Consider the following 23,629-nt stretch of genomic DNA (forward strand, 5'->3'; position numbering starts at 1 on the left):
ACTTAACCTCTTTTACGGCGATAAGCAGGCGGCACCCGTGGCGGAGCAATCTCCTGTACAGGCATGACGGTTGGAGCAAACTCTTTCATTACGCGACGATAAACATCACGTTTAAAAGAGACCACCTGACGCACCGGATACCAATAACTGACCCATCGCCAGCCATCAAACTCCGGGGTACTGCTGCGTTGCATGTTGATATCGGCTTCATTGCACATTAACTGTAGCAGAAACCATCGTTGCTTTTGGCCGATGCACACCGGCTTTGTATCCCAACGCACCAAACGTTTCGGTAATTTATAACGTAACCAGTTACGGGTTGAAGCCAGAATTCGGACATCCTTTTTGTTCAGTCCTACCTCTTCAAAAAGTTCGCGATACATAGCCTGCTCTGGTGTTTCACCGGGGTTAATCCCCCCTTGAGGAAACTGCCAAGAGTGCTGGCCGTAGCGCCTGGCCCACAACACTTCGCCTTGCCGATTACAAATTACGATACCCACGTTCGGGCGGTAGCCATCATCATCGATCACCGGACTACCTCGATAAGCTTAAAAACGCAAAGATACCCTGATTGTTTCACACTAGGAACAGGCGGTAAACCACTGCTTATCAGGCAATAAAACCTGATAACTTTGGGATAACTCACAGATATTAGCAAAGTTATAAACACCCTAAGGAACCGACACACTGTTTTATTCACTTTTTCTGTGGATATAGGTGTGCAGAACTCTAGGGTAAAGCGGGTACAACTCATTTTAAACTAATAATACGATAAAAATATCTAAAAAAATAAATGATTAATTTCAATCAAGTAACAGGTTTCCCACAGGTATCCACACCCCCAAAATGTGATCTATATCCGTTTTGAATCTGGTGCTGGCTAAAGATCCATCAATGCAGTTTTTATCCACAGATAATGAAGCAAAGTTATGCAAAAAATAGCAAAACTCGCAAAAAAAGCGCTCGTCAAGGCTGTAAATTGAACCAGTGATCGTGATTTACTGAGGTTATCCAAGAAATCTGTGGATAAATAGGTGTAAGATCCTGTTCATTATTACTGTCAGTAGGTGCACAAGATAGCCAGAGTAAAAGTATTTCCTTCGCCGAAGCCAAGAAAACTTCCGTTAAATCATGCTATTATTCATTTATACTGCGCTAAGCAACAACACATATACTGCCACTTTTAATTCAGTTTGTTTTTTAACCGACTTTAGCAGGTTTCCATCAATGTCTGTTTATTCACTGCCACCAGCCCCTCCTACCGATGAACATCAACTTTTTCAGCGCGCCCAAGCTTTGTCGGGTTTTACCCTAGGTGAGTTGGCCGCACGTGCACAATGGCTCATCCCAGCAGACTTAAAACGCGTCAAGGGGTGGGTTGGCATGTTGCTGGAGTTCTATCTGGGGGCCAGCGCGGGCAGCAAACCTGAGCAGGATTTTGCGGATATTGGGATTGAGCTGAAAACCATTCCGATCAGCGGCCAAGGCAAGCCGTTGGAAACCACCTTCGTCTGCGTCGCACCATTGACCGGAAATAGCGGTATCACTTGGGAAAATAGCCATGTGCGGCATAAATTGGCCAGAGTCTTGTGGGTGCCGGTCGAAGGAGAGCGGCACATTCCGCTGGCGGAACGCAGGGTTGGTGCCCCTCTATTGTGGAGCCCGAATGCGCAAGAAGATGAGTTGCTACGTCGCGACTGGGAAGAGTTAATGGACCTTATTGTTTTAGGTAGAGTCGAAACCATCACAGCGCGCCATGGCGAGGTGTTGCAGTTACGCCCGAAGGCGGCCAATAGCCGCGCATTGACCGAAGCCATCGGCGAGCAGGGGCAGCCTATCATGACCTTACCCCGTGGATTTTATCTGAAAAAAACCTTTACCGGACCTATGCTGGCTCGCCACTTCCTATTGTAAAATATCACCGAAGTAGATGTTGTTGGCGGCTAAGTCACCACACCAATCACCTCAGAGATGTTCCGATTGATAAATAAAAGCGTATAATTGTATTTTTGTGTTTCCGTAAGGTGTAAAGGCGCAATGTTTGAATGGATTGCCGATCCAAATGCCTGGTTGGCCCTGGGCACGTTAACTATCCTCGAGATCGTTCTCGGGATAGACAATATTATTTTCCTCTCTTTGGTAGTCGCAAAATTACCTAAAGCGCAGCAGAACAAAGCCCGCCGTATAGGTTTGGCTGGGGCAATGTTAATGCGCTTGGCATTACTGGCGTCTATAGCTTGGGTGATTCGCCTGACTGAACCGCTATTTACCCTAGCGGGTCATGGTGTCTCCATGCGGGATTTGATCCTGCTGTTAGGTGGGTTATTCCTGATTTGGAAAGCCAGTAAAGAAATTCATGAAACCATCGAGGGCAGCGATACTGAGCACAGCAGCAACGTTAGCTCATTCTTCGGTGCCATCGTGCAAATCATGCTGCTGGATATCATCTTTAGTCTGGATTCGGTCATCACAGCGGTTGGGCTGTCGGACCATCTGTTCATTATGATGGCTGCGGTAATTATTTCTGTGGGTGTGATGATGTTTGCTGCCAGACCGATTGGTGAATTTGTAAACCGTCACCCATCAGTCAAAATGTTGGCGCTCTCTTTCCTGATTCTGGTCGGTTTCACGCTGATGCTGGAAAGTTTCCAGATCCACATTCCAAAAGGCTACATCTACTTCGCAATGTTCTTCTCAATGGGTGTTGAAACCCTGAATCTGATGCGCGGAAAGAAAAGTAAGCCTGCTGATAAAAAAGCATAATCACCTCCGGGTGCGGTTCAACGCACCCGTTTCTCACTTTTTTTTACACTTTCGCCTTACAGGCTTCCCCCTACTGCTGCGCTTCGTTATAGTCGAATAAGGCGGGTTTGACTTATACCCAAATCATTGGCGGGACAGCAACGCCAAGTCCCCAGGGTATGGCCTGATAATTTTAGACATTAAGGAAGGTCGGCAATGCAATATCATCGTATCCCCCACAGTTCACTAGAAGTCAGCCTGTTGGGTCTGGGCACCATGACTTTTGGTGAGCAAAACAGTGAAGCCGATGCCCATGCTCAACTGGATTATGCCGTTGCAGCTGGTATTAACTTAATCGATACCGCAGAGATGTACCCTGTTCCCCCAAGGCCAGAAACCCAAGGGTTAACCGAGCAATACATCGGGAATTGGATAAAAGCACGCGGTAGCCGGGATAAAATCATCTTAGCCAGCAAGGTCTCCGGGCCATCTCGCGGCAGCGATCAGCCGATTCGTCCGAATATGGCGCTGGATCGGAAAAACATTCGCATCGCACTGGAAGATAGCCTTCGGCGGCTCAATACCGATTATCTCGATATTTATCAATTACATTGGCCACAGCGGGAGACCAACTGTTTTGGCAAGCTGAACTATCGCTATAGCGAACAAACCGCCGTTGTGACCCTGCTTGAAACCCTGGAAGCGCTGAATGAGCAAGTGCGGGCCGGTAAAATTCGTTATATTGGTGTCTCGAATGAAACGCCGTGGGGAGTAATGCGTTATCTGCAACTGGCAGAGAAACATGATCTCCCGCGCATTGTGTCGATTCAAAACCCCTACAGCCTGCTTAACCGCAGCTTTGAAGTGGGTTTAGCCGAGATTAGCCAGCACGAAGGAGTTGAACTACTGGCCTACTCCAGCCTCGCATTCGGCACCCTGAGCGGCAAATACCTTAATGGCGCAAAACCTGCTGGTGCACGCAATACTCTGTTCAGTCGTTTCACCCGTTATACCGGCAGCCAACCTCAGTTAGCTGTCGCTGAATACGTGGCGCTGGCAAAACGTCACGGCCTCGATCCGGCGCAGATGGCATTGGCCTTCGTGCGGCAACAACCCTTTGTAGCCAGCACACTGTTAGGTGCAACCACACTGGAGCAGCTGAAAAGTAATATTGATAGCCAGAATGTGGTGTTGAGTCAGGAAGTGTTAGATGCATTGGAAGAGATTCATACTCGCTTCACTTTTCCTGCACCATAAGCGCCTGAATTCAAATGACAGAAGGCCGCTCAGCTTCGCGGATCAACGAGGCCATCCGCCCGTGATATCGGCCGACGTTTCCAGGAAAGCTATGCCTGAACTATACTTTAGGGGTCTGTGGTAGAGCTGATATCAGCCTATCCACATCCCTATTTAATGTTCTTTACTGATAATACAGGGCATAAAATGGCAAAAAAACCGAATATCCTATTGGTACACGGCGCATGGGGTGATGGCTCTCACTGGCGTCATGTTATTCCTGCGCTACACGACAAGGGCTATCCTGTCTACGCGGTACAAAACCCATTGACATCATTAGCAGATGACGTGGAACGTACGAAAAAGTTGGCGGCATCACTGGAAGGCCCCACGATTCTGGTAGGCCACTCCTATGGCGGGATGGTGATTTCGCAACTTGGCGACCTGCCGCAGGTTGTCGGGCTGGTCTATATTGCCGCCTTTGCGCCAGATAAAGGTGAAAGCCTCGGCTCTATTTTCCAACTGCGCGACCTCCCTTCCGGTGCAGCCAATTTGGTTCCGGATCAAGATGGTTTTCTTTGGATTAAGCGGGATAAATTCCACGAAAGTTTCTGTCACGACTTAGACAAAACCGAAGCCATCGTGATGGCTGTCGCGCAGAAACCGACCTCAGGCCACTGCTTTGAAGACGTCTCGGCAGAACCGGCGTGGAAAACTAAACCCAGTTGGTATCAGATTTCCAATCAGGACAATATGATCCCGCCAGAAACTCAGCAGTGGTTTACTGAACGGATGAAACCGAAGAAAACCATTCGTCTCGACTCCAGCCATGCCTCTCTGGCTTCCCATCCCAATGAGATCATCGCGTTGATTGAAGAGGCGGCCAAGGGCCATTAACCGACGCCCCTGAAGGCCAATAATATCTGGCTCTGGGGCGCTTTAACCCCTGAGCCAATACCGACAAAATGCCCTGATTGATCCACCCCTTGCATTCACCTGCGGCATTAATGCGCTCTTTGGTTTGGCTGTCGTCACTCCACCGTTTTATGCCGCAGTTGCCACCACTGCCAGCCCCAAAGTAGTGCGATAGCCAGTGCAAATATCACACCGAACCCCACGCCGACTGCCACCACGGGCACCCCAAGTTTGACCACCATTGAGAACAAACCCAGCATTAGCAACATGGCGGTGTTCTCACCCAGATTCTGCACGGCGATAGCATTACCCGCACCAACACTCTGTTTACCGCGCTCTTGTAGCAAGGCATTGAGTGGCACCACAAAAAATCCGCCCAAAATCCCGATGATAATCAACAGCAAATAAGCCATTGGCATACTGTGTTGCAGGGCGAAAATGGCCACCACCCCCCCAATCAACACACCTGCGGGTAGGCAGCGTTTCACAGTTTTAAGGGTAACAAAGCGCGCGGCTGCTCCAGCGCCAACCACAATCCCTATCGCCACCATGGCATTGAGTAAGGTCGGCGTGGTGTTATCGGTAATCCCTAGCGCGATAGGCACCCAGAGTACCAGCAGAAAGCGCAGCGTGACCCCCGCCCCCCAAAACAGGCTGGTTCCCGCCAGTGAGAAGCGAGTTTCGCCGTCACGCCATAGGAGTCGACACGCGGTAAAAAAGCTGCTCGTCATCGCCCGAGGCCGCCATGAGCTGCCCACACGGGCAGCCGCTAAGCGGGGAATAAATAAGTTGGCGACCACCGCAATGGCGTACACCAGCGCACAGGCCCCTAAGGCGGCCATCAAATTCCAGTCGGCCAGCACACCGCCGGCCACTGAACCCAGTAAAATAGCGGCGATAGTCGAGGCTTCCATCATGCCATTCGCTTTCACTAGTTGCTCGCCGGAGGTGATCTCACCCAAGATGCCATATTTAGCCGGTGAATAAGCCGCAGCCCCAACCCCCACCAGGCTATAGCCCAAGAAGGGATTGAAACCAAAGCAGATCACCAGCGCGCCAGCTAACTTCAAGCCGTTCGCCACCATCATCACTCGCCCTTTCGCGAAACTGTCAGCAAACTGCCCGACAAAAGGTGCCAGAATGATATAGGTCGCGACAAAAGCCATCTGCAAAATGGGCTGACTCCAGTCGGGATATAACTGTTGCTTAATGAGCGCCAGGGTGGCAAAAAGCAGCGCATTATCGCCAAATGCCGAGAAAAACTGGGCGCAGAGTACCGCAATCATCCCTCGGGATAACAAAGGTTTATCGGCTATTGCTTGCTGACTCATACGCTCATCTCCGGATCTTCCGCCATTTTGCTTAACGTCACAAAGTCAGGTTTACCACTGCCGAGCAGCGGCAATGCTTTCACCACCCGAATATCCCGCGGGACGGCCAGCTCAGGCACGCCGCTCGCGCGCGCGGCTTTTATCAATTGCTCGCGGGTCATCCCACTGTCGGTGGTAAACAGCACCAAGGCCTCACCTTTGGCACTGTCGGTTTTAGCCGCCGCAGCATGTTGCCCCTCTGGCGAGATTCGCAGTGCCAGTTGCTCCACGCTCTCTAGTGAAACCATTTCGCCCGCCAATTTGGCAAAACGCTTCATTCGACCACGAATCGCGCAGAACCCCTGCTCATCAATGGCAACAATATCACCGGTGTCATACCAACCGGCCTCCCGTTCACCCTGCGCATTTTCAGCCGAAGGCGGCTCCAGTACCGCGGGATTTTCTACCCGCAGGTAGCCGCGCATGATATTGGGGCCGCGTAGCTGCAAACGCCCCCCTTGATCGATGCCTGGCACCTTAATCAATCGAGACTCCATCCCCGGCAGAATGCGGCCGACACTATTCACTTTCGCCGCCATCGGCACGTTTATAGCCACCACTGGCGCGCACTCAGTGACGCCATAACCTTCCAAAATGCGAATGCCGAATTTGTCCTGCCAAATCTGCTTGGTGCTATCGGCTAACTTCTCGGCTCCCGCCACCACATAGCGCAAGCGAGCAAAATCATAGGGGTGCGCAAAGCGGGCGTAGTTGCCCAGGAAGGTTGAGGTGCCAAACAGCACGGTACAGTTACGGTCATACACCAGCTCGGGTACTACACGATAGTGCAGTGGGCTGGGGTAAAGAAATACGCGGCTACCGGTCATCAGCGGGGTGAATAATCCAACGGTCAAGCCAAAGGCATGGAACAGCGGCAGTGACGACATAAAGCGATCACGGGGCGTAAAGTCGGCAATAGTGCGGATTTGTTCAACATTCGCCAATAAACTGGCGTGCGAATGCACCACCCCTTTCGGATTGCCTTCAGAGCCGGAGGTAAACAAAATCAGGGCATTGTCATCAGCCTGCTGTGGCAGCATCGCCCGGCGTGGGCAGCATAAGTGGAATAAAATCCATAACTTATCTGCGAGTGTCACGGTATCTTTGAGATCTTCCAGATAGACCCAATTGGCCTCAGTCACCTGTTCCGGCAGATGTGTCAGCTTACCTTTCTCCAAAAACTGGCGCGATGTGACGATAGTTTTCAATGAGGCCGCAGTCATCGCACTCTTCAGCCCCTTGGCACCCGAGGTGTAATTTAGCAGCGCCGGAATGCGCCCGCGCACTGAAGCCCCGAAAATAGCCGCCGCCGTGATGGTCGCGTTTGGCAGTAACATGCCAACGTGCTCCCCCGGCGCGGTAAAACGTTGCAAGATACGGCTGACACCAAGGATCTTCTTCAGCAACGTTTGGTAACTATCCTCCTTAAAGGAGATATCTTCGATACAGGGCTTAAAGCGCCCATAGCGAGTTTGGGCCGCCAGCAGCGCTTCAAACAGGGTTTCTCGTGGCACAATAGCCATGCGGGCCGCCATCATAATGGCATGTAAGCGCTCACCAGCCAGAACCCGGCGCTCACGGGCGCGCGGCGCTTGCGGCATCGGTAGATGGGTGGCGGGTAAGACATAAATGCTGATTTTCGGGAACCAGCGGACTTTCAGTACCTCAGCTAATCGGCCAAAGCGGCTAAATTCGGGGCCTTCCAACCGGATGGGAACCACCGCTGCACCGGATTTCGCGGCAACAAATGCAGCACCATCATAGATTTTCATCAATGAACCGGTCACGGTGATGCGCCCTTCAGGGAATATCACCACCGGCCTGCCCTGTTCGACCATTCTGACCAACTGTTTGATGGCCATGGGTTTGGTGGGATCGAGGGCGACGAAATCGACGTATGGCTTGAGAGTGCGCATAAACCAGCTCTCGGTGACACTGGAGTAGACCGCAAAAACCGGCTTAATCGGCAGAAAGAGTGCTAACAAAATACCATCGAGGAAGGAGACATGATTGGGCGTAATGATCAGTTTCTGATGCGTAAACTGGTCAGTTACCCCCTCAATGGTGACACGAAATAACCCACGAAAAAGAGTGCGCAGCAAGCGATAAACCATCTCTGTCTCTCTATAAGTCAATGAATCCGATAAAGAGAGAATACTATAATAGTGGCGGATTTATCTGTAGGGAGAAGCTGAAAGTGGCGGGCGCGAACAAATAAAAAAAAACCTACGCATCTGCGTAGGTCGGTGCAAATCAAAAACTGGTTTTTAACACACAGCGTATGTTGATTACTCACCAATTAATACCTCTGGGACAATCAGGATAGCCGTTTGTGTGCTGCCACAGCTAGCTAGCAATCGAAACATTTGCGTGCAAAGTGTAACCAGCAGTGAACATTGTCAAAAAGGCGAAAAGGTTTGTAATTCATTGCAGTAGCGCCCCTATTCACAAAGTGCGACCTCCACTAAACAACTCATCGCATTCGGCCCCTGGGTCAAGGGAGAGGTTCCAATATCCAAAGTCAGGACATTAGGATTACCCGATTGCTCAACTTTATGCTGCTTGCCACCAAAACCGGGATCAAACCAAGCACCGGTTGCCATCAGCACCACGCCACGGGTCACACCATCAGTAATCCGTACCCCCGCCAGGCAGCTGCCACGTAAATTGCTGATTTGCACCTGACTGCCATCGGTAATTTCGCGGCTGGCCGCATCTTGTGGATGCATATAGAGTGTTTCACGGCCCGCAGTTTTATTGCCCTGCGCTAATGGCGCGGGATCGAGCTGACTGTGCAGGCGATCTGCCGGTTGAATCGAGATCAAATGCAGCGGCCACTGCCCAGCTTCGGGCGCGCCCAGCCACTCTACCGGCGGTTTCCACTCGGCATGTGGCGCAAAATCGGCATATTGGTAACTGGCGATCTTCTCACTAAACAGCTCAATTTTGCCACTGGGTGTCTGTAGCGGATGCGCCTGTGGATCGCTACGGAAGTTATCGAAGAACACGAACTCTTGTTGCGGTGCCGGAAGATCAACATGGCCCCGCTGCCAGAATGTCGCAAAATCTGGCCACTCAACCCCATGCGGCTGTTGGGCAACACCGCACTCTTGGTAGATATGCCGAATCCACGCCATCTCATCGCGGCCCTCGGTAAAGTCGTCGCGATAACCCAGCCGTTCAGCCAGATCGGCGAAAATATCAAAGTCGTTGCGGGCCTGATGCTGTGGCGCAATAGCCTGATGCATTGCCAGAACATAGCGATCCCGTGATGAGCCGCCAATATCATTGCGCTCCAGCGAACTGGTCACTGGCAGCACGATATCCGCCATTTTAGCCGCCGGTGTCCACCAGATATCCTGCACAATTACCGTATCCGGCTTTTGCCACCCCTCCACCAACCGATTCAGCTGTTGATGATGGTGGAATGGATTGCCGCCCGCCCAATGCACCAGGTGAATATCGGGATAGGTGTGGGTTTCGCCCTGAAACTGATAAGGCTGCCCCGGTTGTAGCAGCATGTCACAAATCCGCGCCACTGGGATCGCCAGCCCGGAGGGATTTTTGCCGACAGGCATTGTTGGCCCAGGGGTGTCGATACGCGGGTTACCCACCCCATTCATCGAGCCGTGACCAAATGAGAAGCCGCCGCCGGGCAGCCCCACTTGCCCCAACATGGCCGATAGCGCAATCACCATCCAGTAAGGTTGTTCGCCGCGATGGGCGCGCTGTACTGAATAGGAGCAGGTCATAAAGCTGCGCACACCAATAAGTTGCTGCGCTAATTGGCTAATTCTTGCCGCCGGAATGCCGGTAATTTCACTGGCCCAATCCGGTGTTTTCGCCACACCGTCATTCACGCCACGGATGTAATCCGCTAATTGCTCATAGCCCACACAGTGGGTGGCGAGGAAAGATTCATCCTGCCCATCAAAGCGTTGGATTTCATAAGCCAGCGCCAGCATTAGTGCCACATCGGTATTCGGGCGGATTGGTATCCACTCCGCATTGACAAAAGCCGGGCAGTCGTCTCGCATCGGGCTGATGTTGATAACCGGCGTGCCTTTTTGCGCCAGCTTCTCCAGCCAGGGTTTTAGCGAGTGTTCCGCCGAGCCGCCAGAAGAGACCTGGGCATTTTTCAGTGCCAGTCCACCAAAGGCGATAAACAGCTCGCAATGATCAACCACACTCGGCCATGATGTCACCCTGCCAGTCAGCGGGCTAAAAGTCCCAATCACATAGGGCAGGAAGAACTGTGCCGATCCCCAGCTGTAATTGCCCATTTGATCGACACCACCACCGCCAGCGAAATAGAAACGCCGGACTAATGAGCGTGCGTGATGTAAACGCCCAGCAGAAGACCAACCATATGAGCCGGTAAATAGCCCTGAAGGGCCATAGCGATCCCGCACCCGGCGACTCTCTTCGGCCACTAAATCCAACGCCACATCCCAATCTACCTCGACAAAATCCTCCCGCCCGCGCAGGGTGCGATCACTTCTCTCCCGCTGTTGTAGCCATGAACGCCGTATTGCTGGTTTGCGAATACGTTTGTCGGAATAAACCATCGGCGTGATGGATGCCAGTAGTGGCGAAGGGTTGGAGTCATCGGCAAAAGGCTCACAGCGGATCAACTTGCCATCTTCGACGACAGCAGTATAAGCGCCCCAGTGGGCAAGCTGAGGGTAACGGATGATGGACATGGGTATCTCAGACGATTGATTAGAAGGTAAACTTAACACCCATCAGGTCATAAAACCAAAGCACAATTTCGACTAAATATGATGTTTTGGTACTAAGGAAAATGCCAGCGATAGGGGGCAATAGTGCATCTGGAGTCGCGAAAGCAACCGCTAATACGCCTAATTGCTTTTTCTTTAGTTTTTTCTCACCAAGTTGCGATCATCCCCCCTTGCGGGCAAGGCGGTTTTCCGCAAAACTGAGTGATGTAAGCGATTACCCTAAAAATTTCTGGAAGAAAAATGGCCACTATTAAGGATGTTGCCAAGCTGGCGGGTGTTTCCGTCGCGACGGTATCTCGTGTTATCAATAATTCGCCTAAGGCCAGTGAGGCATCACGTGTGGCGGTATCTAGCGCCATGGAGCAGTTGCAGTATCACCCCAATGCCAATGCCCGCGCGTTGGCCCAGCAATCCACCGAAACTGTCGGTATGATTGTCTCTGATGTGTCAGATCCCTTCTTTGGCTCCATGGTAAAAGCTGTAGAACAAGTGGCCTATGCCACCGGTAATTTCCTGCTGATTGGTAACGGTTACCATGATGCGGAGAGAGAGCGCCAGGCTATCGAGCAACTGATCCGCCATCGTTGCGCCGCGCTGGTGGTTCACGCCAAAAAATTATCTGATGAAGAATTGACCTCACTAATGGAACAAATTCCCGGCATGGTGCTGATCAATCGCACTCTGCCCGGCTTCGAAACCCGCTGTGTCGCATTAGATGATCGTTACGGTGCCTGGTTGGCCACTCGCCATCTGATTCAGCAAGGCCATAAGCGGATAGCGATTATCTGCTCCAACCATCAGATTTCCGATGCCATTGACCGCCTGCAAGGCTATCTGGATGCACTAAAAGAGTTTGATATCGCCGTTGATGATCGTTTGATCTCTTACGGTACACCGGATGAGATCGGTGGCGAACAAGCCATGACCGACCTGCTTGGCCGTGGCAAACATTTCACCGCCGTCACCTGTTATAACGACTCCATGGCCGCAGGCGCCCTGTCGGTTCTCAGTGATAACAGCATCGAAGTGCCGCAAGAGATCTCACTGATCGGTTTTGACGATGTTTTGATCTCTCGCTATTTGCGACCACGACTGACCACCATCCGCTACCCGGTAGTGGCGATGGCAACACAAGCGGCGGAGTTAGCACTGGCGCTGGCCAACCATACTCCGCTGCCAGAGATAACCAATATGTTTAGCCCGACACTGGTGCGCCGCCACTCTGTCGCCAGCCCGCAAACCGTGGTCGAGGAGTGAAGCGGTGGACTGCCGTCATTAAACCAACTCTAACGCGATCAGCTCCTCGATGGTTTGCCGACGGCGGATTAAACGCGGCTGCCCTTGCTCGAACAGCACTTCCGGCAATAGCGGGCGGCTGTTGTAGTTAGATGACATCGACGCGCCATAAGCGCCGGTATCATGGAACACCAGATAGTCGCCAATTCGGGCCGCAGGCAGTGGCCGCGTCTCTAGCCCGCCCCCCGCTTCCTGAGTAAAGACGTCACCTGACTCACAAAGCGGGCCACCGACCACCGTCTCAATAAGCGGTTCAGCGCTGAGTGAGCGCCCATCCGCCGGTAGCAGCGAAATATGGTGGTAGCTGCCGTACATCGCAGGGCGCATCAAATCGTTAAAGCCCGCATCCACCAACACATAGTGACGGCTACCCATCTCTTTAACCGCCCGCACCTGCGCGATTAGCACACCAGACTCCGCCACCAGAAAACGGCCCGGCTCAATTTCCAGGCTGACCGGATGACCCAAGTGGGCGGCGATGCGCTCACGGGCGCTGTTCCATAAGCCGTAGTAATGCTCGGTATCAATCTCATCATCGCCAAACTGATAAGGGATCGACAAGCCGCCGCCTGCCGAAATTGCGCTGATATCCTGCCCCAGCGTTACCACCTGCTCAACCATCGCGTCACAGACCTGCTCCAGATGTTGGTAGTCAACACCCGAGCCAATGTGCATGTGAATACCGACCAGGGTTAAACCGTACTGCGCTATTTTCTCGATAGCCTGCGGTAGATCTTGATACCAGATACCATGCTTGCTGTTTTCCCCCCCCGTATTGGTTTTCTGGCTGTGACCATGACCAAAACCTGGGTTGACGCGCAGCCAAACGGGATGGCCGGGCGCCTGTTGCCCCAGTTGATCCAGCATGTCGATGGAGCCAGCATTGACCGGAATAGCTAACTCCGTCACCCGCAATAGGGTGGCCTGATCCAGCAGATCAGCAGTAAACACAATTTCGGCCGGTTCTTGCCCCGGCTGGAAACCAGCAATTAGTGCGCGCTCAATTTCACCCAACGAGACTGAATCCACTTTGACCCCCTGCTCACGCATCAGGCGCAGAATATGAATATTCGAACAGGCTTTTTGCGCAAAACGGATTACATCAAAGTGGCGTAATTGATTGATACGCTGAGTAATAATGTCACCATCATAGGCCCACACAGGGCAGCCAAAACGCTCAGGCAGAGCAATCAGGTTTTGGGCGGTCAGGGCCGAAGAGGTGTCGTTAAGTGCGCGCGGCATAGGGTTTTCCTAATAATTGGGTCAATCAATATGTTGAGCGAAAGAAACGGTTTCGCTGATACCTTATTATTAACAATCCTATTCTTGTTATGAAAATATCTATTTAGCCAGAGTCTATTCATTTATGATATGGTTTAGACTATTTTTACGCCACCGCAGGAGCGCCGTGATGCCCGCCATCTCCCTACGACAAATCGAGATATTCCATGGTGTGATGACCACTGGCAACCTGACGGAAGCGGCGTTGCTACTGCAAACGTCACAACCCACCGTCAGCCGTGAACTGGCCCGCTTCGAGCAATTAGTCCAACTAAAACTCTTTGATCGCGTGCGGGGCCGCCTTTACCCAACAGTACAAGGCTTGCGGCTATTTGAAGAGGTACAGCGCTCCTATTACGGCCTTGACCGCATCCGGCAAGCCGCCGAAGGGATCCGCCAATTTCAACAGGCGCAGTTGTCGATTGCCTGTCTGCCGGTGTTTTCGCAATCACTGCTACCCGCCGTGTGCAAACCCTTTATTGAAAGCTACCCGGAAGTGAGTCTGAGTGTTATCCCGCAGGAGTCCCCTTTACTGGAGGAGTGGCTTTCAGCCCAGCGCTATGACTTGGGGCTGACCGAGAATACTCAGACGCCAGCAGGAACATTGCGCCATGCACTGATGACAGTCAATGAGGTCTGTGTATTGCCTGGCGACCATCCATTGCGGGAAAAATCCGTGCTGACGCCACAAGATTTTCATGGCGAAAACTTTATCAGTCTGTCAGTCACCGATAGTTATCGCCAACTGCTGGATAATCTGTTTACTGAACAAGGTATTAGCCGCAGGCTAGTGCTGGAGACTCACAGCGCCGCATCGGTGTGTGCCATGGTGCGGGAAGGGGTGGGCGTATCAATCGTTAACCCATTGACGGCATTGGATTATATCAGCAAAGGGATGGAGGAAGGGGTTTGCGTGCGGCCTTTCAGTGTCGAGATCCCCTTTACTATCAGCCTGATACAGCCGATACATCGGCCATCATCCACCTTGGTAGATACCTTTATCGAGCACTTAAAACAGCAGGCAATCACCTTCCAACAGCGGCTGGCCAAGGTGATCACCCAGCAATAGTCAACTGATACTGACTTAACTAAGCTGCCTTCATCTTACCCGCCCGCGCGCGGGAAAAGGTAAACAGGCACAGCAGCAGCCCGATAACCGCCAGCCCTGCCGCTGCCAGTGGAACCGCCGTCAAACCGAGTCCGCGCGCAATGACCATACCGCCCACCCACGCGCCCAATGCATTGCCGACATTGAACGCCGCAATATTCAGTGTCGACACCAAATTAGGCGCTTTTTTGCCATAGGTGACCACGTTAATTTGCAAGGCCGGCACCGCCGAGAATGCCGCCGCTGACCAGAGAAACAGTGTCACCTCCGCCGCTAATAAGGAGTAACTGGTCCAACTAAACAGGGCTGATAGCACCGCAATGAGCAAGAATGTCACCGTCAAACTGACAGATAAGCGCCAGTCGGCTAGCCGCCCACCGACAATATTCCCCAGTGTCAGGCCCACCCCCATCAGCAATAGTGTCCAACTGACACCCTGCTCAGAAACCTGTGTCACTTCGGTCAAAATAGGCGCGATATAGGTAAAGAGAGCAAACATCGCGGCGGCAAAAAAGACCGTCATCAGCAGAGAGAGCCAGATCCCGCCGCCCCGTAATGCGGCAATTTCCTTACGTAATTCGGTCGGAGCCTCTTCCAAAGATGAGGGTAACTTGCGGTAGAGCGCGGCCAGAGAGAATAAGCCGATAACCGAAACTACCCAGAATGTGGATCGCCAGCCAAAAGTCTGCCCCAGCGCAGTCCCCAATGGTACGCCGAGCACATTGGCGAGGGTTAAGCCAGTAAACATCAGTGCTACCGCTGAAGCTCGACGATTAGGCGCGACCAGATTGGCAGCCACCACCGCCCCAATACCAAAAAAAGCCCCGTGGCACAACGCGGTAATCACCCGCGCCAGCATCAGGAAATCATAGCTATATGCCATGGCGCACATCAGGTTACCGATGATAAAGATCACCATCAGCAGCAATAATGTCTTTTTACGCGGTAACTTAGCCGTCAGCACCGCCATGATAGGAGCGCCAATCGCCACCCCCAGCGCATAACCACTGATTAACCAACCGGCGGTCGGAATCGAAATGTGTAAATCACCCGCTACCTGAGGTAGCAGCCCCATAATGACAAATTCGGTGGTTCCAATAGCAAAGGCACACAGTGCTAATGCCAACAGCGCAACAGGCATAATAGAAGCTCCCAGTCAGACAATATCCACCCGCCATATAGGTAGCAGGCAAATCAAATTATTACCAGTAATGGTTAGTAGCGCTGTAACTTTAGTTAGGCAGCGGATGTGTGGCGAACCACTCCACCAGAAAATCTAACATTGTCCTTAATGTTGCGGGCATTTGTCGCCGAGAAGTATAGATACCGTAAATACCCATAGCCTGCGGTTGATAATCAGGTAATAACTTTATCAGCTCCCCACGGGCAATATAAGGCGCGGCAGAGTAGCTGGGCTGCAAGGTGATACCCGCCCCCTCTAGCGCCCCGCTAAGTAAAACGACCGACTCATTGGCGCTCAAATTCCCCCCGACGGCAACAGATGACTTCACGCCCTGCTGGTCAAAATGCCATAAACTTTTGCCGAAATAGGAGTAGGTCAGGCAGTTGTGTAGCGCCAGGTCAGATGGATTTTTCGGCACCCCCTTGGCAGATAGATAAGCGGGTGAGGCGCAGACCACTGAGTGACAAGTAGCGAGTGGCCGGGCTATCAGGTTAGGATCTAGCTCATTGGTAATACGTAACGCCAGATCAATACGTTCTTCGACTAAATTGACCGCGCGATTATTCATTTGCAAATCAACTGCAACCTGCGGATAGCGGCGCAGATAGTCAGTGACGGCAATCACCAGCGCGCTCTGCCCAAGTGACTGAGAGCAACTGATGCGCAATAAGCCATGCAGGCCGCCGCTCTCCGGCCCCACCACGGCATTCATATCCTGAGCAAACTCCAGCATCCGTCGGCAGCGCTCAAGTGTCGCCTCCCCCGCGTGAGTCAGACTCAACTTTCGGGTTGTCCGGTGCAGTAATCTCACCCCTGCCCACTGCTCCATCTGCGCCAGATAGCGTGTCACCATGGCGCGTGACATCGCCAACGACTCGGCGGCGGCAATCATACTGCCCCGCTCAACAATCGCGACAAAGACCTCTGCGGCGGTGATTCTATCCATGATTAGCTCGATTTACGCAACAAACAATTGTCCATTATCGGGTTTTTCTATCGATATATGCAATCTATTATCTAGCCCATACCCAGTCACTCTCAGGACAAGCAACATGTTAAACAAAAAACTATTACAAATGACCCTCGCCAGCATGGCTATTTTTGCTGTGGTATCAACGGCTAATGCTGCTGACCCCCTAAAAATGGAGGTCTACAATCCCGGAGAAAAAAGTATCTTCCCGGTGTCGTCGGAAATTATCAGCGGCAAAACTGAGGTGGCCTTAATTGATGCCCAATTTCAGCGCAATGACGCCGAAGCGCTGGTGAAGAAAATCCAGCAAAGTGGTAAAAAACTGACCACCATCTACATCAGCCAGGCAGATCCCGACTTCTACTTTGGTCTGGAGGTGATTACCAAAGCGTTCCCACACGCCAAAGTGCTCGCGACGCCGCAAACTATCGAAGAGATAGAGGCCACTCAGGCGGGTAAAATGGCCTATTGGGGGCCAATTTTGAAAGAGAACGCGCCGACCCAAGTGATTGTTCCGCAACCGCTGCAAGGTAAGAGTTTTACCATTGATGGACACCAAATTGAGGTTGAAGGCTTAGACGGCCCATCACCAGAAAAAACCTTTGTCTGGATCCCATCATTAAAAGCGGTAGTCGGCGGAGTTGCGGTCTCCGGTAATATCCACTTATGGGTTGCCGATACCCAAACAGCAGAATCACGCCAGCACTGGCTGACAACATTAGAAAAGATTAAAGCTTTAAAACCTGTGACTGTGGTTCCGGGGCACTATCTGGATAATGCGCCACAAACATTGGCATCAGTGACCTTCACTCAGAACTATTTAACCACATTAAATGCAGAGATTCCTAAAGCAAAAGATTCCGCTGAGCTGATAGGGGCGATGGAAAAACATTATCCTGAGCTAAAAGATAAATCCAGCCTGGAATTAAGTGCCAAAGTATTAAAAAACGAGATGAAATGGCCTCAGTAGAGGCAGCTAAATTTAATCGACGCTGAACTGCTATACCAGCAAATAGCATATATTCCATTAAATAACATATATGCCAGTAAATAGAATAGAGGAAGCCATCATGGCCGCTACAAAATTGCATTACATTTTCGATCCATTATGTGGCTGGTGCTATGGTGCTGCTCCATTGGTTCAAGCCGCGCAAAATATTGCTAATCTAACACTGGTATTGCACGGCGGCGGGATGATGTCTGGGGCCAATCGCCGCCAGATTGATAGCCAATGGCGCGGTTATGTTATGCCCCACGACCAACGGATTGCCCAGTTAACCGGGCAAACCTTTGGTGACGCTTACTATAATCATTTACTGAATGATACTTCAGCCGTCATGGACTCCACGCCACCTATTGTTGCCATTCTGGCAGCAGAGGCACTGGCTGGGCGCGGAGCCGATATGCTGCATCGTATTCAGCAAGCGCATTATATAGAAGGCCGGCATATTGCTGCCCCAGAAGTATTAGCTGAACTTGCCTCGGATATTGGCCTGAGCAGTGATGGGTTTATCGACGCATTTCACACCGCTCAGACAACATCCACCCAGCATATTGCTGAAAGCCGCGCTCTACTGGCGAAAGTGCGCGGACATGGATTTCCAACATTTGTACTGCAAGACCAACAGGGAAAAATGAGTGTGCTACCCGCAAGTGACTACTATGGCAATCCATCCGCCTGGGCCGAGATGCTGCAAAACAGTATCGCGCTCTAAAAATTGATGGCGACCTCCTTATCAAAATGTTGATGCGACAAAGCTCCGGCAGCAATAACATTAATATGTGAAATAAGATAATTGAGTAATCTGATAATCCAACGGGTAACAGCCAAGCAAACAGAAATATGTTGAACACTATTTTCACAATTAGTTATGGTTGATATATCAACATTATCTATCAATTAGGATAAAATATTTCAAAAAATGCAGTTATTACTTATAAAACAAGTAGTTTACTGTCACCTGATAGTAAAATGAAATGATAAAAATATATAATCATGTATTAATACGTGTCAATAATCGCAAACTATTTACAGGATGCCCTTGGGATTGCTCTATAAAAATAGTATTTTCATTTAACCTATAGATAGATGGATGACTTATCGTGTAAGGGGTATTAAGAAAATCATTTAAGTCACGATCATCATCATTCATGATTGATACAGATAATATCTTGCCAGTTAAAATATTACTACCCGTATCCATAACATCAAAAACAATATTACGCCTTGCTTTTATATAGTGATTATCATCATAAACATCAACAGATGAATTGACCTCTCTATTTATAATACTTATCCGAGAATAGATATGATAAGCACTAAGCCCATGACTAAGTCGACTATTCACCTCCCAATAGCCTTCAATATCTTTCATTGGGTGAATATAAGAATACACTCGCCCTGAAACATATCCGGTACACAGACCTAAAAATAAAAAAAGAAGCGCAGGAACCACTATTTCTTTTCGCAAATTAACTCTCCCTCACAATATTTGCATGCAATATATTCACCATGACTCCTTCTTTTTAAAAAAACATAGGGGTCTTTTTGATATAAGGATAAAAACTCCTTATCTCGAACCTTATCTAAACCAACTAATATGGGTAAAGATTTCACCTCGTTAATTTTAATTTGATAGTAATTTGATGTTAGTTCAAATGAAATAAAAAATAAAACAACAGAGACTACCAGCATAAGAGCTTTATAACGAAAACTTAGAAACCTGAGGGATAAAGAGATAGATTTAGGCTTAACACCTACTGTTGAATCAGCATGGGTGAATCTCAAATCTTGCGGAGAGCCAGATGAGATGAAGCTAGGCTTAATACCAATAGAGTATCCTTTTTTAGGGATTGTCGTCACTATCTCATGATCTTTATCATCAAGTGCATTACGTAAATTACTAATGGTTTGTGTTAATGTATTATCAGTGACATAACTCTCGCCCCATATTTCCCTCTCAATATCCTCACGAGAGAGTGATGAAGGATAGTGGTGACACAATAAAGAGAGCACCTCAGATTCTTTATTTCTTATTTTTACAATAGCCCCCCCTTTATTAATTACTCTTTTTGTCGGAGTAAATATAATGTTGCCAATAATTATCTCATCCATCCTCTTACCCTACAGTTATCGCTGATTAGAGTAACAGAGATAGCACTAAGAGTGTGTTACCTACAAACATTAATAAAATTAAAAGTAATAGTTTCTATGGAAATCTAATAAGCATCATCAAAAACAAACTAAATTAAGTAAAAATCTATCAATAAAAAAATATTATCCATAGAAAAACACATAGACATCAATTTTATAGCATAGGGGAGTTATAAGTATAAAATACAGCTAATTTTTTAACTTTTCTTGGTTCAAAAAACTGTCATTTACCCATTTAAGAACAGATAAATAACACCTGCCAGAGCAATATGGGGACCAAATGCGATGTACTTCTCCCTCTTTTTTGATATTTTATGAAGAATAATATAAGCCATAATACCGAGACAGGAAGATAGTAAAACCAAAACAGGAATGGCAGACAAACCAAACCACGCTCCCAACGCAGACATTAATTTAAAGTCACCATGTCCCATCCCCTCAACACCCTTAAAAAACTTAAGTAACCAATAGGGCATCCATAGAATAAGATAGCCAGTCACTGCACCAATTACAGCAAAAGACAAAGAGGATAGCCCATTATTTATATTAAATAGCAACCCAGCCCATAATAATGGAAATGTAATACAATCAGGAAGAAGATAACACTCAAAATCTATAAAAGAGAGTGCAACAAGTGCCCAAACCAAAAACAGGCTAGCAATCATTATATAATCATTTTTTATACAGTATATAACTGCCAGTGTTAATATAGCTGTTATTATCTCCACAATTAAATAGCGAGGGCTTATTTTTTGATTACAACAATGTGTTGTGCCTCTTAAAAATAACCAGCTAAAAACAGGTATATTATGCCAGGCCCGCAAAGGGTTATAACATTTTGGACAAAATGATCTTGGATAGCATAGTGTAATCTTACGGTTAAATACTTCAGCTTCTTTATACTTCACTGGGTTTTTCAACATCACACTAGTCAACATAATGGGTAGTCGATATATTATGACGTTTAAAAAACTCCCTACACACGATCCAATAATAATATAAAACAACATACATCCTAAGCTATACACATCCATCATGATTTTATTACATCCCTTTAGATAAGTGTTTGATACAAATAATACCACTTAGAAGATCGCCACTATCGTCACTGTTCGCATCACTGTTCGCTCTATAGATATTAATATTATTAATCTCTACATCCTGATAATAAGATAGAATAAGAACAACATCCAACAGCCTAGAGAAACTTACATTTTTAATATCAATTAATATACTCCCATCATCTAACATGGAAATATTAAACACGGTATCATCTTCAATGAGAAGATCAGTCACTTCATTATCAACTCCTTCATTTGAGCCATGGTTGTTCCATACTTTCGGGGTTTTCCTCATTTTTAGCTTTTCAGTCACAAATGAGTAATATGTAATCTTGCTAGCTAACCAGTCATTTTTTTGTGTCAATAGAACACTATCCAGCACCAGTGTGATTAAGTAAAAAACAGTAGCAATCAACATAAATAGTAGAGAAAAAACAGCCAATCTATTTTTAATAGAGGAAATGAAGAGAATTATCCAATTCATTGGCAACACTTAAATATAACGTCATAGGTTCCATTATCATTATCAATGGTAACTGCATTTAAGTTTGAGGTCGAAAAATCTTTCTCTCGTTTTTTTAGCATCTCACCTATAATACTCTCCTCGACTATTGTGGTGACATTGAAAGAGATGGTCTGTCTCTCATTATCAAGATAAATACTATTAATGCTTAAATCTAAATCATTAATTATGTGGCTAGAGTCATGTAATAGAGAAATTAAGTTAAAATTCATAACTCGTCTATTGTAACTATAAGTATAATAGCTAAAATCAATGATTTCAGTGGTGCCAACTTTATTATTCCAGAAAAAGTCATTATGAAAATCATCTGACATAAAAGTTAATGCATCAATACTCTTTCCTATTTTATAGTTCTCAATTAAGTAATCAGAACATATCAAAGTAGAGAGTAAAAACAATAGCCATATAAACTTAAAGTTATAGTTACTTTTACTCCCCTGGTTGTGACAGAAAGCATACTTCCCACGAAGAAAGTTAGCACTACAATTTTCAATATTTTCGGACATAATGCGCAGCACATCGCAATAAGATACAAGATGGTGATCTATCGGTTTATCATTAGAAGTACTAAATAGATCTTTAGATATAGAGATGAACCTTGATAGAACTAATTTTTTTAGTACCGCCTCCTGGATTGAAAAGCCTGAAAACTCATGGTCTCTTATTAGCCACTCATTGCCTAAATTAACTGCATACCACTCCCCTGGGTTAAATGGTAATATCAAAACATCAGGCATGATAATTTCTGTATATATCCCTGCATTTTGTAACCATCCCAGCCAAACTTTTATCAGTGAGTGCTCGACGGCCGCTACATAGCAGAAATCATCATCGCGCTTCAATATGATGATGTGAAAGTCATCTATATTACCTACTATTGATTGCTCGATAGTGAATGCAATAGCCTTAATTATATTTCTTATCTTTATATTCTTGACATCAACTTTACGAAAAACAACTCTGTTTGATGAGACTATTACTTTAACTCTAGTATAATCATATGCTGCAATTTTAATCAATTCACAGTGATTGTCTAGTTTACCATGAGTTATTCCCTCAGAACCTTGTATCTCCATGCACCAGTAAATAGGATCTGTTGCATAACTACCCAGCCTGATGATGAGGTTATTTTGAGTGGTTGATCTGTTTAATATATTTATCACTAATACCAAACCTTCGGTGAAGCACCGTAATTCCCCTCGCCCTTACATCAAGTAAACTCGTTAATTGATAATGTCTATACTCATTACTCAACCAAAAGACCAATGATATAAAATATCTATCATGGGAAAATATTGACATGACAATATCTTTTACTCTCTGTACGTTCTCAATTCTTATTTCAGAGCTATCTATCAATGTATCCAGAAAAATTTGAACATCCCCCCAACCACTATCAGGTTTAGACAAGATGGTCCTCATAATGTTTTCTTCATCGACTAAATTCATAAGAATTTCCTGTATGAGCTTACTATGTTGAATTCCGAGTGCATTGATATTTATGACTAATAAATTATCATATCTGACACATAACAATGGGGTCATTTTAGAATAGATATCACTATTGATATCATCCCAATTTGATTTTTTCTTAAAGTAACTCAAAATAACATCTTTGATTTCATCAACATCAGAAAATAACAAATTTAAATCACCCGCTATATTATTTAAAACTGTCAGATAATATATTTCACTATCTTTATTAAAAGATAAAGATGACTGTAATGACTTAACATTGAAACAGTTTGTTTGATCGATTATTTTATAATGTACATCTATATTATTTATTTTTATAGATCTAGGTTTGTTAAATACCCCTGCTGATATATCGGCTACATCATTACTGATGCTCTTCTCTCTCATCATTTCAGACAATAGACTTTCTTCCGCACCAAGTAGCAACAACTTCTCTGATTTTCTTTGTTTGCTATTTTCTGACAAGATATATATTACTGACCAATGATATTTCGATGCTATTACTACTCCCCCCATCAACAGTAGAACACCAAGAACAAGCAGTAAAGCAATACCACACTGTTTCACTAACC

The 23,629-nt window shown here is 47.6% G+C and carries 21 protein-coding genes; 8 read left to right on the forward strand and 13 right to left on the reverse strand.

Annotated elements, in window-relative coordinates; translation table 11 throughout:
• Positions 1 to 2: 2 nt before the first annotated feature.
• The gene (gene rppH / locus HRK25_RS01830; RefSeq protein WP_005272897.1) at positions 3 to 530 is read right to left on the reverse strand and encodes an RNA pyrophosphohydrolase; all 528 of its coding nucleotides are present in this window, start codon (positions 528 to 530) and stop codon (positions 3 to 5) included.
• 697 nt (positions 531 to 1,227) lie between these two features.
• Between rppH and mutH the strand changes: the two genes are divergently transcribed.
• The 4 genes from mutH to HRK25_RS01850 all read left to right on the forward strand — a co-directional run bounded on the left by mutH (position 1,228) and on the right by HRK25_RS01850 (position 4,875).
• Entirely contained in the window at positions 1,228 to 1,914 is a 687-nt protein-coding gene (gene mutH, locus HRK25_RS01835; protein WP_057647716.1) for a DNA mismatch repair endonuclease MutH, read from the forward strand.
• A 123-nt stretch (positions 1,915 to 2,037) separates the two neighbouring features.
• Complete coding sequence (locus HRK25_RS01840) at positions 2,038 to 2,763, forward strand: TerC family protein (RefSeq protein ID WP_005272887.1); 726 nt, start codon at positions 2,038 to 2,040, stop codon at positions 2,761 to 2,763.
• A 195-nt stretch (positions 2,764 to 2,958) separates the two neighbouring features.
• A complete protein-coding gene (locus HRK25_RS01845; protein WP_005272884.1) occupies positions 2,959 to 3,999 on the forward strand; it encodes an NADP(H)-dependent aldo-keto reductase in 1,041 nt (346 codons plus the stop codon).
• Positions 4,000 to 4,185: 186 nt separating this feature from the next.
• Complete coding sequence (locus HRK25_RS01850) at positions 4,186 to 4,875, forward strand: alpha/beta hydrolase (protein ID WP_032897319.1); 690 nt, start codon at positions 4,186 to 4,188, stop codon at positions 4,873 to 4,875.
• A 134-nt stretch (positions 4,876 to 5,009) separates the two neighbouring features.
• Here the strand turns inward: HRK25_RS01850 and lplT are convergent, their stop codons facing one another.
• The 3 genes from lplT to HRK25_RS01865 all read right to left on the reverse strand — a co-directional run bounded on the left by lplT (position 5,010) and on the right by HRK25_RS01865 (position 10,966).
• Entirely contained in the window at positions 5,010 to 6,224 is a 1,215-nt protein-coding gene (gene lplT / locus HRK25_RS01855; protein WP_032897285.1) for a lysophospholipid transporter LplT, read from the reverse strand.
• On the reverse strand, positions 6,221 to 8,377 hold the full coding sequence (gene aas, locus HRK25_RS01860) for a bifunctional acyl-ACP--phospholipid O-acyltransferase/long-chain-fatty-acid--ACP ligase (protein ID WP_005272877.1): 2,157 nt from the start codon (positions 8,375 to 8,377) through the stop codon (positions 6,221 to 6,223). Before aas ends, lplT begins: the two co-directional genes overlap by 4 nt.
• 327 nt (positions 8,378 to 8,704) lie before the next feature.
• Positions 8,705 to 10,966 carry a molybdopterin guanine dinucleotide-containing S/N-oxide reductase gene (locus tag HRK25_RS01865; RefSeq protein WP_005272875.1) on the reverse strand — a complete coding sequence of 754 codons (2,262 nt, stop codon included), beginning with the start codon at positions 10,964 to 10,966 and terminating at the stop codon, positions 8,705 to 8,707.
• A 279-nt stretch (positions 10,967 to 11,245) separates the two neighbouring features.
• Between HRK25_RS01865 and galR the strand changes: the two genes are divergently transcribed.
• Positions 11,246 to 12,262 (forward strand): HTH-type transcriptional regulator GalR, encoded by a 1,017-nt coding sequence (galR, locus tag HRK25_RS01870; RefSeq protein WP_005272873.1) that lies wholly within the window; start codon positions 11,246 to 11,248, stop codon positions 12,260 to 12,262.
• A gap of 18 nt (positions 12,263 to 12,280) precedes the next feature.
• Here galR and lysA read toward each other — a convergent pair whose 3' ends face one another.
• Complete coding sequence (gene lysA / locus HRK25_RS01875; protein ID WP_005272872.1) at positions 12,281 to 13,543, reverse strand: diaminopimelate decarboxylase; 1,263 nt, start codon at positions 13,541 to 13,543, stop codon at positions 12,281 to 12,283.
• A 169-nt stretch (positions 13,544 to 13,712) separates the two neighbouring features.
• On the opposite strand from lysA, the gene HRK25_RS01880 reads away from it, so the two are divergent.
• Entirely contained in the window at positions 13,713 to 14,651 is a 939-nt protein-coding gene (locus HRK25_RS01880) for a LysR family transcriptional regulator (RefSeq protein WP_032897283.1), read from the forward strand.
• 19 nt (positions 14,652 to 14,670) lie between these two features.
• Here HRK25_RS01880 and HRK25_RS01885 read toward each other — a convergent pair whose 3' ends face one another.
• Both HRK25_RS01885 and HRK25_RS01890 read right to left on the reverse strand, forming a co-directional pair.
• Positions 14,671 to 15,831: an MFS transporter gene (locus tag HRK25_RS01885; RefSeq protein ID WP_005272869.1), complete on the reverse strand. Its 1,161-nt coding sequence runs from the start codon at positions 15,829 to 15,831 to the stop codon at positions 14,671 to 14,673.
• A 91-nt stretch (positions 15,832 to 15,922) separates the two neighbouring features.
• Positions 15,923 to 16,819, reverse strand: coding sequence for a LysR family transcriptional regulator (locus HRK25_RS01890; protein WP_005272867.1), 897 nt, complete (start codon positions 16,817 to 16,819; stop codon positions 15,923 to 15,925).
• A 106-nt stretch (positions 16,820 to 16,925) separates the two neighbouring features.
• Between HRK25_RS01890 and HRK25_RS01895 the strand changes: the two genes are divergently transcribed.
• Positions 16,926 to 17,813 (forward strand): MBL fold metallo-hydrolase, encoded by an 888-nt coding sequence (locus tag HRK25_RS01895; RefSeq protein ID WP_005272865.1) that lies wholly within the window; start codon positions 16,926 to 16,928, stop codon positions 17,811 to 17,813.
• A 100-nt stretch (positions 17,814 to 17,913) separates the two neighbouring features.
• The gene (locus HRK25_RS01900; protein ID WP_032897281.1) at positions 17,914 to 18,558 is read left to right on the forward strand and encodes a DsbA family protein; all 645 of its coding nucleotides are present in this window, start codon (positions 17,914 to 17,916) and stop codon (positions 18,556 to 18,558) included.
• Between the two features lie 279 nt (positions 18,559 to 18,837).
• On the opposite strand, the gene HRK25_RS01905 is transcribed toward HRK25_RS01900, so the two are convergent.
• From HRK25_RS01905 to HRK25_RS01930, 6 genes are all read right to left on the reverse strand, one after another.
• Positions 18,838 to 19,314 (reverse strand): hypothetical protein, encoded by a 477-nt coding sequence (locus HRK25_RS01905; protein WP_032897279.1) that lies wholly within the window; start codon positions 19,312 to 19,314, stop codon positions 18,838 to 18,840.
• Entirely contained in the window at positions 19,299 to 19,958 is a 660-nt protein-coding gene (locus HRK25_RS01910; RefSeq protein ID WP_005272860.1) for a winged helix-turn-helix domain-containing protein, read from the reverse strand. The genes HRK25_RS01905 and HRK25_RS01910 overlap by 16 nt, the downstream gene beginning before the upstream one ends.
• A 266-nt stretch (positions 19,959 to 20,224) precedes the next feature.
• Positions 20,225 to 21,034 (reverse strand): prepilin peptidase, encoded by an 810-nt coding sequence (locus tag HRK25_RS01915; RefSeq protein ID WP_005272858.1) that lies wholly within the window; start codon positions 21,032 to 21,034, stop codon positions 20,225 to 20,227.
• A 7-nt stretch (positions 21,035 to 21,041) separates the two neighbouring features.
• Positions 21,042 to 21,542: a hypothetical protein gene (locus HRK25_RS01920; RefSeq protein WP_032897277.1), complete on the reverse strand. Its 501-nt coding sequence runs from the start codon at positions 21,540 to 21,542 to the stop codon at positions 21,042 to 21,044.
• Complete coding sequence (gene gspL / locus HRK25_RS01925) at positions 21,539 to 22,744, reverse strand: type II secretion system protein GspL (protein WP_071984900.1); 1,206 nt, start codon at positions 22,742 to 22,744, stop codon at positions 21,539 to 21,541. The genes HRK25_RS01920 and gspL overlap by 4 nt, the downstream gene beginning before the upstream one ends.
• Complete coding sequence (locus HRK25_RS01930; protein WP_005272851.1) at positions 22,707 to 23,624, reverse strand: type II secretion system protein GspK; 918 nt, start codon at positions 23,622 to 23,624, stop codon at positions 22,707 to 22,709. Before HRK25_RS01930 ends, gspL begins: the two co-directional genes overlap by 38 nt.
• Between the last annotated feature and the right edge of the window lie 5 nt (positions 23,625 to 23,629).

Origin of the sequence: Yersinia bercovieri ATCC 43970 (genome assembly GCF_013282745.1) — a bacterium.
Taxonomy (GTDB): Bacteria; Pseudomonadota; Gammaproteobacteria; order Enterobacterales; family Enterobacteriaceae; genus Yersinia; species Yersinia bercovieri.